At 68.1% G+C, this 13131-nt stretch carries 9 protein-coding genes; 3 read left to right on the forward strand and 6 right to left on the reverse strand.

Annotated features, from left to right (window positions below):
* Positions 1-12: 12 nt before the first annotated feature.
* Positions 13-1668 (reverse strand): thiamine pyrophosphate-binding protein, encoded by a 1656-nt coding sequence (locus PM1_RS05610; RefSeq protein WP_009616134.1) that lies wholly within the window; start codon positions 1666-1668, stop codon positions 13-15.
* Between the two features lie 210 nt (positions 1669-1878).
* Between PM1_RS05610 and PM1_RS05615 the strand changes: the two genes are divergently transcribed.
* Positions 1879-3783 carry a M14 family metallopeptidase gene (locus PM1_RS05615; protein WP_009616135.1) on the forward strand — a complete coding sequence of 635 codons (1905 nt, stop codon included), beginning with the start codon at positions 1879-1881 and terminating at the stop codon, positions 3781-3783.
* A 495-nt stretch (positions 3784-4278) separates the two neighbouring features.
* Here PM1_RS05615 and PM1_RS05620 read toward each other — a convergent pair whose 3' ends face one another.
* From PM1_RS05620 to PM1_RS05640, 5 genes are all read right to left on the reverse strand, one after another.
* Entirely contained in the window at positions 4279-4569 is a 291-nt protein-coding gene (locus tag PM1_RS05620) for a nucleotidyltransferase family protein (protein ID WP_009616137.1), read from the reverse strand.
* A gap of 89 nt (positions 4570-4658) precedes the next feature.
* Positions 4659-7508 carry a valine--tRNA ligase gene (locus PM1_RS05625; RefSeq protein ID WP_009616138.1) on the reverse strand — a complete coding sequence of 950 codons (2850 nt, stop codon included), beginning with the start codon at positions 7506-7508 and terminating at the stop codon, positions 4659-4661.
* Between the two features lie 410 nt (positions 7509-7918).
* Complete coding sequence (locus PM1_RS05630; RefSeq protein ID WP_009616139.1) at positions 7919-8290, reverse strand: hypothetical protein; 372 nt, start codon at positions 8288-8290, stop codon at positions 7919-7921.
* A gap of 15 nt (positions 8291-8305) precedes the next feature.
* On the reverse strand, positions 8306-8734 hold the full coding sequence (locus PM1_RS05635) for a DNA polymerase III subunit chi (RefSeq protein WP_009616140.1): 429 nt from the start codon (positions 8732-8734) through the stop codon (positions 8306-8308).
* A 34-nt stretch (positions 8735-8768) separates the two neighbouring features.
* On the reverse strand, positions 8769-10256 hold the full coding sequence (locus tag PM1_RS05640) for a leucyl aminopeptidase (RefSeq protein ID WP_009616141.1): 1488 nt from the start codon (positions 10254-10256) through the stop codon (positions 8769-8771).
* 200 nt (positions 10257-10456) lie between these two features.
* Here PM1_RS05640 and lptF point away from each other — a divergent pair, with 200 nt between their 5' ends.
* Together lptF and lptG are read left to right on the forward strand one after the other, a co-directional pair.
* Positions 10457-11581: an LPS export ABC transporter permease LptF gene (lptF, locus tag PM1_RS05645; RefSeq protein WP_009616142.1), complete on the forward strand. Its 1125-nt coding sequence runs from the start codon at positions 10457-10459 to the stop codon at positions 11579-11581.
* The gene (gene lptG, locus PM1_RS05650) at positions 11574-12641 is read left to right on the forward strand and encodes an LPS export ABC transporter permease LptG (RefSeq protein WP_009616143.1); all 1068 of its coding nucleotides are present in this window, start codon (positions 11574-11576) and stop codon (positions 12639-12641) included. Before lptF ends, lptG begins: the two co-directional genes overlap by 8 nt.
* Positions 12642-13131 lie beyond the last annotated feature (490 nt).

The following is a 13131-nucleotide window of genomic DNA, read 5'->3' on the forward strand; positions in this document are numbered from 1 at the left end:
CTTCGGCGGTTTTCAGGAAAGCCGCGCCACCGGGGTGATCTGCCGTGGGTCGGTGCGCAGCTCGATCAGCGCCGGCTTGCCGCAGGCCTGGGCGCGCTGGAAGGCGGCGGCGAAGTCCTCGGTGCGCTCGACCAACTCGCCGTGGGCGCCGAAGGCCCGGGCCAGGGCGACGAAGTCCGGGTTGTGCAGCTCGGTGGCCGAGACGCGCCCCGGATACTCGCGTTCCTGGTGCATGCGGATGGTGCCGAGCATGCCGTTGTTGACCACGATGACGATCAGCGCGGCGCCGAACTGCACGGCGGTGGCCAGTTCCTGCGGGTACATCATGAAGCAGCCGTCGCCGGCGAAGCACACCACCTCGCGCTGCGGCTCGCGCAGCTTGGCGGCGATGGCGGCGGGGAAGCCGTAGCCCATGGCGCCGTTGGTGGGCGCCAACTGGCTGCGGGCGGCGCGGTAGCGGTAGAAGCGGTGTACCCAGACGGCGTAGTTGCCGGCGCCGTTGCTGATCACCGCGTCTTCGGGAAGGGTTTCGGCGAGGTGGCCGACCACCGCGGCCAGGTCCACGCCCTGCAGTTCGGCGGGGCTGGCCGGCGGGGTGGAGTAGGCCAGGTAGTCGGCGCGGGCCTCGGCGGTCCATTCGGCCCAGGGGCGGTTTTCCAGGGGCGCCAGGGCGTCGAGGGCGGCGGCCATGGCCGGCAGGCTGGCCTGGATCGGCAGGTCGGCCTGGTAGACGCGGCCCAGCTCGCTGGCGTCGGGGTGGACGTGGATCAGCGTCTGCTCGGGTTTCGGGCTGCGCACCAGGGTGTAGCCGGCGCTGGGCGTCTCGCTCAGGCGCGAGCCGAGCACCAGCAGCAGGTCGGCCTCCTGCACCCGCGCGGCGAGCTTGGGCGAGGCGCCGAAGCCGAGCTGGCCGACGTACTGCTCGTCGCGGTTGTCGTACAGGTCCTGGCGGCGGAACGAGGCCACCACCGGCAGTTCGTTGGCCCGGGCGAAGCGTTGCAGGGTGCGGCGCCCGGCCTCGTCCCAGCCGGTGCCGCCGATCACCAGCAGCGGCTTGCGGGCGCGGGCGAGCAGGCTGCGCAGCTCCTCCAGCGCGGCCAGCGGCGGGGCGACCTGCGCAATGCGCGGGGCGGGCGCATCCGCCACCTGCGCGGCGCCGAACAGCACTTCCTCCGGCAGGCCGACCACCACCGGGCCGGGGCGGCCGGACTGGGCCACGGCGAAGGCCTGGGCGACCACCTCGGGAATGCGCTGGATGTCGTCGATCTCCGTGGCCCACTTGGCCAGGCCGCCGAACATCTGCCGGTAGTCCACCTCCTGGAACGCCTCGCGGCCCTTGAAGGCGCTTTCCACCTGGCCGACGAAGAGGATCATCGGCGTGGAGTCCTGTTTCGCCGTGTGCACGCCGTTGGCCGCGTGGGTGGCGCCCGGCCCGCGGGTGACGAAGCAGATGCCCGGGCGCCCGGTGAGCTTGCCGTAGGCGTCGGCCATGTTCGAGGCGGCGCCTTCGTGGCGGGTGACGATGGTGCGGATCGAACGCGCGTCGTGCAGGGCATCGAGCACCGGCAGGTAGCTTTCGCCGGGGATGCAGTAGACGGTGTCCACCGCGTTGCGCAGCAGGGCTTCGACGAGGATCTGGCCGCCATTGCGGGCGGGTAGGTCGGACATGGTGCGGGCTCCTGTGGAAGTCGGGACGGCGGCTTTCCGGGCCGCGCTGGCGCGTCGATCTTCGGCCCAAAGCCTGCGCCGCGCCAAGCGAGCTTTCTTCGGGTAGTCATTCCACCCCGGAATGACTCCTGCGACAACCGGCCCCTTCGGCCGCGCGGATCATGGTCTAAGGTTCCCGGTGCCATGGCTCACCGCGAAAGGAGGCCCACCATGCGCCATCGAGGATTCCACCCGCTGTACGCCGCGCTGCTGCTGAGCGGCAGCCTGCCGGCCCTGGCCGCGCTGCCCCAGGCACCCGGCTACGTCGACGATAGCGGCTACCCGGCGGCGGCCAGGCAGCGCATCCTGCCGCCGATGTTCGAGCAGAAGCTGAGCAGCACCCGCTACCTGGCCAAGCCCGACGATCCGCTGATCACCCTGGCCGAGTCCAGCGGCTTCCGGCAGACCAGCGACTACCACCAGACCCGCGAGTACCTGAAGAAGCTGGCCGATGCGTCCGGCGGCAAGCTGCAGCTGAGCGAGCTGCCGGAAAAGAGCGCCAGCGGCGAGCCGATGCTGCTGGTGACCGCGTCCACCGAGGCCGACAAATCGCCGGCCGGGCTGAACGGCTCGGGCAAGCCGACGCTCTTCGTCGAGGCCGAGATCCACCCCGGCGAGGCCAACGGCAAGGACGCCATGTTCATGCTGCTGCGCGACATGACCGCCGGGGCCAAGCCACTGGCCGGGCTGCTGGAGAAGGTCAACATCCTCTTCATCCCCACCGTGAACGTCGACGGCGACCTGCGCCGCAGCCCCTACGGGCGCATCAACCAGAACGGCCCGGAGGTCACCGGCTGGCGCGTCAACGGCCTGAACCTGAACCTCAACCGCGACTTCACCAAGCTCGACAGCGCGGAAATCCGCAACGTCGCCTGGGTGTTCAACCAGTACGACCTGAGCTTCTTCGCCGATACCCACTCCACCGACGGCGCCATGTACCCCTACGACAGCTCCTACTGCCACAACGGCAACGGCTGGTCGCCGGCATCCAGTCAGTGGATGGACAAGGTCATGCGCGGCCCGGTGTACAAGGAGCTGGAGGGCGACGGCCACGTGGTGCACGAGTGCATCAGCCTCAACGACAACCAGGACCCGGCCAAGGGCTACTACCCCTACCGCACGGACCTTGCGCGCTTCTCCAACCAGTACGGCGACATCCGCAACGTGCCCTCGATCCTCATCGAGCAGCACGCGCTGCACCCGTATGAAACCCAGGTGCTGGGCAACTACGTGATGCTCAAGGCGATGTTCCAGGTGATCGGCGACCACGCCGACTCGCTCAAGGCCGCCATCGCCAAGGACCGCGAGCGCCTGGAGGCGCAGAAGGAGGTGATCCTCACCTGGAAGCCGGGCAAGGAGCAGCGCACGCCCTTCGTCGTCGGCGACTACCGCTACGAGCAATCGCCCATCACCGGCGCGAAGACCATCGTCTGGAGCAACAAGCCGAAGACCTTGCAGGTGCCGATCAGCGACAACTCGGTGCCCGACCTGGTGGTCAAGCGGCCGAAACAGTACGTGGTGCCGGTGCAGTGGCGCGAAGTGATCGCCCGGCTCAAGGCCCACGGCATCCGCATGAAGACCCTGGAGCAGCCGACCGCCATCGAGGTCACCCTGTACCGCATGGACGACATCAAGCTGGCCGGCGGCTTCGAACCGGACCGCGCGGCGGCCAACGAAATCCCCGGCTACGAGGGGCACCTGCTGGTCAGCGGAACCGGCAAGCCGTTCCAGCGCCTGCAGACCTTCCCGGCAGGCTCGGTGGTGATCGACACCGACCAGCCGCTGGGCGTGCTGGCGATCAACCTGCTGACCGCCGAGAGCCCGGATTCCTTCTGGTCCTGGGGCTTCTTCAACTCCACCCTGGTGTCCGCGGAAGAGCCGGAGGAGTACGTGATGGAGCCGATGGCACGCAAGATGCTCGCCGAGGACCCGCAGCTGAAGGCCGAGTTCGAGAAAAAGCTGAAGGAGGACAAGGCCTTCGCCAAGGACCCGCATGCGCGGCTGGAATGGTTCTACCAGCGCACGCCCTTCTATGACGTGAATGCCTACGTCTACCCGGTTGGCACGGTGTTCTGAGGGACAGGGGCTCTTCGTAGGAGCGAGCCGTGCCCGCCGGTATGGTAGGACTCCGCACGCGATGGACCGAATCGCGCCGGTGGCTTGGTTCATCGCGGACAAGGTCCGCTCCTACGAGGAAACTCCATGCCTCACGACAACTGTAGGAGCGGGCCCTGCCCGCGAATCGCGCGCAGGGCGCGCTCCTACAGGGGAATGGCGCAGGTGGGGCGGCGTAGGAGATCTCATCCGCGAATTGCGCCAGTAGCTTGGGCTATCGCGGACAAGGTCCGCTCCTACGAGGAAACTCCATGCCTCACGACAACTGTAGGAGCGGGCCCTGCCCGCGATTCGCGCGCAGGGCCCTACAGGGGAATGGCGCAGGTGGGGCAGCGTAGGAGCGGATTCATCCGCGAATCGCGCCGGAGCCTCCGGCTATCGCGGACATAGCTCAGGACTTTCTTCGCGCAGGTGATCATGTCGTCGACGTAGAAGTGCCAGACGCGCCCGGACGCCTCAGACATTCACCGCCTCCGCCTCGATGAAGGGCCGCAGTTCGGGGCGCAGGGCCTTTTCGGTGACCAGGTCGACGCTGCTGCCCAGCAGGTCCTCGAGGTAGAACTGCACGCCGAAGTAGCGCTCGGAGGTGGCGGGGCCGTCGAAGGCCACCAGGATATCCACGTCGCTGTCGGGCCTGGCGGCATCGCGCACGGTGGAGCCGAACAGGGCGAGCCGGACCACGCCGAAGCGCTCGGCCAGCTCGGGCTTGCAGCTTTGCAGCAGGGACAGGGCGTTGGTGCGGTTCATGGCGGTGGCCGGGCTCCGGGGATACGCCAGAAGGTAGCACAAGCGAAAAGCACAAGGCCCGCATTCGCGGGCCTTGTGGATGACGCCTGTTACAGGCTGGCGATCTTCTCGCGCTGCTGGATCAGGTTGGTCACCGCCTGCTCGGCTTCGGCGAGCTTGGCGCGTTCCTTCTCGATGACTTCGGCCGGGGCCTTGGCGACGAAGCCTTCGTTGGCCAGCTTGCCGCCCACGCGCTTGACCTCGCCTTCCAGGCGCTGGATTTCCTTGTCCAGGCGCGCCAGCTCGGCGGCCTTGTCGATCAGCCCGGCCATGGGCACCAGCACCTGCAGCTCGCCCACCAGCGCAGTGGCCGACATCGGCGGTTCCTCGCCTTCATCGAGCACGCGCACCGACTCCAGCTTGGCCAGCTTCATCAGCAGCGGCTCGTTGTCGGCCAGGCGGCGGTGGTCTTCGGGGGAGGCGTTGTTCAGCACCAGGTCGATGCGCTTGGCCATGGAGATGTTCATCTCGCCGCGGATCTGGCGGATACCCAGCATCAGCTGCTTGACCCACTCGATGTCGCCTTCGGCGGCGGCGTCGATCTTCGCCTCGTCGGCCACCGGCCAGGGTTGCAGCATCAGCGTGTCGCCGCTCTTGCCCGCGGAGGCCTTGATGCGCTGCCAGATTTCCTCGGTGATGAAGGGCATGAACGGGTGCGCCAGGCGCAGCGCGGTTTCCAGTACGCGCACCAGGGTGCGGCGGGTGCCGCGCTGGCGCTCGATGGGCGCGTTCTCGTCCCACAGCACCGGCTTGACCAGTTCCAGGTACCAGGCGCAGTACTCGTCCCAGACGAACTCGTAGAGGGCCTGGGTGGCCAGGTCGAAGCGGAAGGCGTCGAGCTGGCGGGCGACTTCCTGCTCGGTGCGCTGCAGGGCGGAGATGATCCAGCGGTCCACCGCGGACAGCTCGACCGGCTCGCCGTTCACGCCGGTGTCCTGGCCATCGGTGTTCTCGATGACGAAGTTGGCGGCGTTCCACAGCTTGTTGCAGAAGTTGCGGTAGCCCTCGACGCGGCCCATGTCGAACTTGATGTCGCGGCCGGTGGAGGCCAGCGAGCAGAAGGTGAAGCGCAGGGCGTCGGTGCCGTAGCTGGCGATGCCTTCGGGGAATTCCGCCTTGGTCTGCTTGGCGATCTTCTCGGCGAGCTTGGGCTGCATCATGCCGCTGGTGCGTTTTTCCAGCAGCGCGTCGAGGCTGATGCCGTCGACGATGTCCAGCGGGTCGAGCACGTTGCCCTTGGACTTGGACATCTTCTGGCCCTGGCCGTCGCGCACCAGGCCGTGGACGTACACGGTCTTGAACGGGATCTGCGGGGTGCCGTCCTCGTTCTTGATGAGGTGCATGGTCAGCATGATCATGCGCGCCACCCAGAAGAAGATGATGTCGAAGCCGGTCACCAGCACGTCGGTGGGGTGGAAGGTCTTCAGGTATTGCGTCTGTTCCGGCCAGCCGAGGGTGGAGAAGGTCCACAGGCCCGAGCTGAACCAGGTGTCCAGCACGTCTTCGTCCTGGCGCAGGGGCTGGTCGCCCAGGTTGTGCTTGGCGCGCACTTCGGCCTCGTCGCGGCCGACGTAGACGTTGCCGGCCTCGTCGTACCAGGCCGGGATGCGGTGGCCCCACCACAGCTGGCGGCTGATGCACCAGTCCTGGATGTCGCGCATCCAGCTGAAGTACATGTTCTCGTACTGCTTGGGCACGAACTGGATGCGGCCGTCTTCTACCGCGGCGATGGCGGGTTCGGCCAGCGGCTTGGTGGAGACGTACCACTGGTCGGTCAGCCAGGGCTCGATGACGGTGCCGGAGCGGTCGCCCTTGGGCACTTTCAGCGCGTGGTCGTCGATTTTCTCCAGCAGGCCCCTGGCCTCGAAGTCGGCGACGATCTGCTTGCGCGCGACGAAGCGGTCCAGGCCGGCGTAGGTGGCCGGCAGGCTGGCGTCCACATCCGGGTTGACGCTGCCGTCGAGCTTGAACACCTGGGCGGTGGCGAGGACGGCGGCGTCCTTGTCGAAGATGTTGATCAGCGGCAGGTCGTGGCGCTTGCCGACTTCGTAGTCGTTGAAGTCGTGGGCCGGGGTGATCTTCACGCAGCCGGTGCCGAACTCGCGGTCGACGTAGTCGTCGGCGATGATCGGGATGCGCCGGCCCACCAGCGGCAGCTCGACGAAGGTGCCGATCAGGGCCTGGTAGCGCTCGTCCTCCGGGTGCACGGCGACCGCGCTGTCGCCGAGCAGGGTTTCCGGGCGGGTGGTGGCGACCACCAGGTGGTCCTTGCCGTCGGCGGTCTTGTGGCCGTCGGCCAGGGGGTAGCGCAGGTGCCAGAGGTGGCCCTTCTCGTCGTGGTTCTCCACTTCCAGGTCGGAAATGGCGGTGTGGAACTTGGTGTCCCAGTTGACCAGGCGCTTGCCGCGGTAGATCAGGCCGTCGTCGAACAGGCGGACGAAGGCTTCCTTCACCGCGTTGGACAGGCCGTCGTCCATGGTGAAGCGCTCGCGCGACCAGTCCACCGAGGAGCCCAGGCGGCGGATCTGCCGGGTGATGGTGCCGCCGGACTGTTCCTTCCACTCCCAGACCTTCTCCAGGAACTTCTCGCGGCCGAGGTCGTGGCGCGCGATGCCCTGGGCGGCCAACTGGCGCTCCACCACCATCTGGGTGGCGATGCCGGCGTGGTCGGTGCCCGGCTGCCACAGGGTGTTGCGGCCCTGCATGCGGCGGTAGCGGATCAGCGCGTCCATGATGGCGTTGTTGAAGCCGTGGCCCATGTGCAGGCTGCCGGTGACGTTCGGCGGCGGGATCATGATGGTGTACGGCTCGCCGGAACCCTGCGGGGCGAAGTAGTTGTTCTGCTCCCAGGTGGGGTACCAGTGGGATTCGATGGCGTGGGGCTGGTAGGTCTTGTCCATGAGCGCGGCGGGACCCTGTTAGCGGCTAGACGGAAAACCGGAGAGTATAACGGCTGCCGAGGGGCGGCGGCCACCGGCGATCAGGGGGCTGGAGGGGGCCGTTCGGCGTGGGCGGGAGGTCCGGCGTCAACCTGTAGGAGCGGGCCCTGCCCGCGAAATCGCGCGCAGGGCGCGCTCCTACAATGGGCAGGGGGCGTTACGGTGGGGCTTCGGGTTGGCCCCGTTGCCCTCACCCCAGCCCTCTCCCGGAGGGAGAGGGGGCCGTTCGGCGTGGGCGGGAGGTCCGGCGTCAACCTGTAGGAGCGGGCCCTGCCCGCGATTCGCGCGCAGGGCGCGCTCCTACAATGGGCGTGGTGTGAGGTGACCCGTAGGAGCGGATCTCATCCGCGATCGCGCCGGCAGGGCCGGCGTCAGGGTTTGCGCTGCGCCAGCAGCCTTTGCAGGCGCGCTTCCAGGCGGCGCTGCAGTTCGGCTTCGATCTGCGGCACGAAGTCGTCGATCACGTCCTGCAGGATCAGCTGCGCGGCGGCGCGCAGTTCGCTGTCCAGGCGGGCCTGTTCGCGGTTGTGGCCCGCCGGGGGCAGGTCGTCCTCGGGCTCTTCCTCGGCCGGGGCCGGCCGCGGCGAGGCCTGGACCACGTCGGAGAGCAGGGGGATGTTGTCCGGCTCGAAGGATTCGGTGAGCAGGGGTGGTTCGCCATCCGGCTCGCCGAGCAGGTCGTGGATCGACTCCAGGTCGTCGAGCAGGTGGTCGGGGTCTTGCGGTGGCTTGCGGCTGTCCATTTTTCCGGTAGAGCGTCAGAGGCGCGGCAGGCGATGGTCCTGCAAAGGATAGCCCTGCTCGCGGTAGAAGCGGAAATTCTCCCGCGCCGCCTGGCGGATGGCCGGCTCCTCCACCACCAGTTCGGCGATGCGCGAGAACTCGCCGGCGAAGGCCGGCACCGCCAGCGTCAGGTTGATCAGCAGGTCGCGGCGGCCCGCCGGTGGCTCGCCCAGGCCCAGGGTGACCGGGGCCTGGGCGTCTTCCTCGGCGGCGTTGTGCGGCACGAAGGCTTCCTTGCGGAAGCTCCACAGGCGCGCGTCCAGGGCTTCGCGCTGAGTTTCGTCGGCGCACAGCAGGTACACCCGCATACCCTGCCGCCAGGCCTTGTCGGCCAGGCGGCAGGCGATGGTCAGGCGCGCGTCGGGATCGGCGCTGGGGATGACGTAGAAGTCGACCCGCGTCATGCCGGCGATCCCATCGAACGATTGCTCTTTGCCATTACTTCACGCGGTCCAGCAGGTACTGGGTGAGCAGCGGCACCGGGCGGCCGGTGGCGCCCTTGTCCTTGCCACCGCTGATCCAGGCGGTTCCGGCGATGTCCAGGTGCGCCCAGTGGTACTTCTTGGCGAAGCGCGAGAGGAAGCAGCCGGCGGTGATGGTGCCGGCCTTCGGCCCGCCGATGTTGGCGATGTCGGCGAAGGGGCTGTCCAGCTGCTCCTGGTACTCGTCGAACAGCGGCAGCTGCCAGGCGCGGTCGTCGGCGTGCTCGCCGGCCTTGAGCAGCTGGCGCACCAGGGCGTCGTTGTTGCCCATCAGGCCCGAGGTGTTGGCGCCCAGGGCGACGATGCAGGCGCCGGTGAGGGTGGCGATGTCCACCACCGCCTGGGGCTTGAAGCGCTCGGCGTAGGTCAGGGTGTCGCACAGCACCAGGCGGCCTTCGGCGTCGGTGTTGAGGATCTCGACGGTCTGCCCGCTCATGGTGGTGACGATGTCGCCGGGGCGGGTGGCGCGGCCGCTGGGCATGTTCTCGGCGCAGGCCAGCAGGCCCACCAGGTTGATCGGCAACTGCAGTTCCAGCACCGCGCGGAAGGTGCCGAAGACGCTGGCGGCGCCGCACATGTCGAACTTCATCTCGTCCATGCCCAGGCCGGGCTTGAGGCTGATGCCGCCGGTGTCGAAGGTGATGCCCTTGCCCACCAGCGCGTAGGGCGCCTCGTCCTTCTTGCCGCCGTTGTACTGCAGCACGATCAGCCGCGGCGGCTGCTCGCTGCCCTGGGCCACGGCGAGGAAGGCGCCCATGCCCAGCTCGCGGAGTTTCTTCTCGTCCAGCACCTCGACCTTGAGGTTCTTGTGCGCCTTGGCCAGGGCCTTGGCCTCGTCGGCCAGGAAGCTGGGGTGGCAGAGGTTCGGCGGCAGGTTGCCGAGGTCGCGGGTCAGGGCCATGCCGTTGGCGATGGCCTGGGCCTGCCTGGCGCCCTGCTCGACGGCGGGGGCGTCGGCCTTGTCGGCCAGCAGGGTGATCTTCTTCAGCTTGGGCGCGTCGGCCTTCTGGCTCTTGAAGCGGTCGAACACGTACAGGCCATCGGCCAGCGTCTCCACCAGCAGGCGCGCCTTGCCGTGGGCGTCGCGGCCCTTGACCGCCAGGTCGCCCAGGGCCAGCACGGCGTCGCCGCCGCCCAGGCTCTTCAGGCTGCCCAGCACCGAGGAAACCAGTTTGCGGTATTGGCGGTCGGAGAGTTCGCGCTCCTTGCCCGCGCCCACCAGCAGCACGCGTTCGGCCTTAAGGTTGGGCAAAGCTTGCAGGAGTAGGGTCTGGCCGACCTTGCCGGCCAGGTCGCCGCGCTTGAGCAGGGCGGCGATGGCGCCGCCGCTGGCGGCGTCCACGGCCTGGGCCACGGTGCCGAGCTTGCGGCCTTCGCCGACGGCGAGCACCAGGGTGGCGGTCTTCAGGGTTTGCGGACTGACGCTTTTTACAAGGAATTCCATGACAAGGTGTCCCCGGAGCGAAGGGTCGAAGTGGCGGGCGGTCGGCGACCCGTCCCGGTGTCTGCGCAGTGACAGGCCCGGCGAATCGCAGGATAATGCCGCGTATTTTTCACCGGCCCGCTGCAATGCGGGCCGGCAGTGCCTCACGGCGGCTAGTTTGAGCGTAGCCGCCCGAGCGTGACAACCCTGGAGTGCCCGGTTTGATTGTCTTCCGTTACCTGTCCCGTGAAGTGTTGGTCACCATGAGCGCGGTGAGCGCCGTGCTGCTGGTGATCATCATGAGCGGCCGCTTCATCAAGTACCTGGCGCAGGCCGCCCAGGGCATGCTGGACCCCGGCTCGCTGTTCATGATCATGGGCGTGCGCCTGCCCGGCTTCCTCCAGCTGATCCTGCCCCTGGGGCTGTTCCTCGGCATCCTGCTGGCCTATGGCCGGCTGTACCTGGAAAGCGAGATGACGGTGCTCACCGCCACCGGCATGAGCCAGCAGCGCCTGCTGGCCTACAGCATGGCGCCGGCGGCGCTGATCGCCCTGCTGGTGGCCTGGCTGAGCCTGTCCCTGGCGCCCCAGGGCATCGCCCAGATGCAGCTGATCCTGAACAAGCAGGACGCCATGACCGAGTTCGACACCCTGGCGCCGGGCCGCTTCCAGTCGATGCGCGACGGCTCGCGGGTGACCTACACCGAGCAGCTGAGCAACGACCGCACCCAGCTCGGCGGGGTGTTCATCTCCGACAAGAACCCGCCGCGCAACGGCCAGGACCGCGGCCTCGCGGTGCTGGTGGCGACCAGCGGCGAGCAGCAGATCCACCCCGACGGCAGCCGCTACCTGATCCTCAAGGACGGCTTCCGCTACGACGGCGTGCCCGGCCAGGCCGACTACCGCGCCATCAGGTACGACACCTACGGCGTGCTGCTGCCCAAGCCGGAGGTGAGCAGCGAGATCGACGACCGCGACGCCATCCCTACCAGCGACCTGTTCGCCAGCAAGGAGCCGCGCATGCGCTCGGAGCTGCAGTGGCGCTTCTCCATCCCGCTGCTGGTGTTCATCGTCACCCTGCTGGCGGTGCCGCTGTCCAAGGTCAACCCGCGCCAGGGCCGCTTCCTCAAGCTGCTGCCGGCGGTGCTGCTGTACATGGCCTACCTGGCGCTGCTGATCGCCGCCCGCGGCATGCTCGACAAGGGCAAGATCCCCATGGCCCTGGGGCTGTGGTGGGTGCATGCGATCTTCCTGGCCATCGGCCTGCTGCTGGCCTTCTGGGAACCGCTGAGTCTGAAATGGGCGGCCTCGCGCGCACGCTCCGTGAAGGAGCGCAAGCATGCGTAAGCTCGACCGCTACATCGGCATTACCATTTTCGTCGCCATCCTCGCCGTGCTGGGGGTGATCCTCGGCCTGGCCCTGCTGTTCGCCTTCATCGATCAGCTCGGTGCCCTGGACGAGAACTACACCCTGGGCGTGGCCCTGAAATACGTGCTGCTCACCGCGCCCAGCCGCGCCTACGACATGCTGCCGATGGCCGCGCTGATCGGCTGCCTGGTGGGCCTGGGCACCCTGGCCAGCAACAGCGAGCTGACCATCATGCGCGCCGCCGGGGTGTCGCTGCAGCGCATCGTCTGGGCGGTGATGAAGCCGATGCTGGTGCTGATGTTCGCCGGCATCCTGATCGGCGAGTACGTGGTGCCCTACACCGAGACCCAGGCCCAGAGCGACCGCGCGCTGGCGCAGAGCAGCGGCGGCGCGGTCAGCTCGCGCAACGGCCTGTGGCACCGCCAGGGCCAGGAATTCATCCACATCAACGTGGTGCAGGCCGACGGCACCCTGCTGGGCGTGACGCGCTACGACTTCGCCGAGGGCCACGTGCTCAAGAGCGCCAGCTTCGCCAAGCGCGCGGTGTTCCGCGACGGCCAGTGGACGCTGGAAGAGGTGAGCACCACGCTGCTGCACCCGCAGGAGAAGCGCAGCGAGGTGGTCAGCGCGCCGTCGGAGGCCTGGAACATCCAGCTCAGCCCGCAACTGCTCAGCACCGTGGTGATGGAGCCCGAGGCGCTGTCCATCAGCGGCCTGTGGGAATACATCCACTACCTCAAGGACCAGGGCCTGAGCACCAACCGCTACTGGCTGGCGTTCTGGACCAAGGTGCTGCAGCCGGCGGTGACCGCGGCCCTGGTGCTGATGGCCATCTCCTTCATCTTCGGCCCGCTGCGCAGCGTGACCCTCGGCCAGCGGGTGTTCACCGGGGTGCTGGTGGGCTTCACCTTCCGCATCGCCCAGGACCTGCTGGGGCCGTCGAGCCAGGTGTTCAACTTCCCGCCGCTGTTGGCGGTGTTGTTGCCGGCGGCGATCTGTGCGCTGCTGGGGGCGTGGTTGCTCAAGCGGGCGGGGTGATATCCCGGGGCTGGCCGGGCCGGTGATTCGGCGCGGCCTGCGGGTCCTACATGGCTGGCACGCCCATCTATCCCCCCGTCATTCCCGCGAACGCGGGAACCCAGCTGCCTTGGCTTGGGTGGTTCTGCGCCGCTCCGAGTCTGCCCGACCGTCTTGTTTCGCCCCCTCGGGCGAGTCCCTTTTGTCAATCGCCACAAAAGGAACCAAAAAGGCTTGCCCCGACATACGGGCCCGATGGAGCCGGGCTACCCTCGCGAACTCCCCCGCCACGGAGGCCCGCCCCGAGGGTACGTCCCTGTAGCCCATCGGGGCTCTCGCGACATCCATGTCGCATGACCTCCTGAGCGCCGGTTTCGCTCGGCCTTCTGAAGGGGCGTTTCGGAGTGCGCGGATGTTTCTCTGGAAGACCAAAAGCCAGAGCAAACGCGCTTTTGCTTTTCGTAGGAGCGAGCTTGCTCGCGAACCCCGCAGTCACTGGGTTCCCGCGTTC

It is taken from the genome of Pseudomonas sp. M1 (genome assembly GCF_022760135.1).
Classification (GTDB): Bacteria; Pseudomonadota; Gammaproteobacteria; order Pseudomonadales; family Pseudomonadaceae; genus Pseudomonas; species Pseudomonas citronellolis.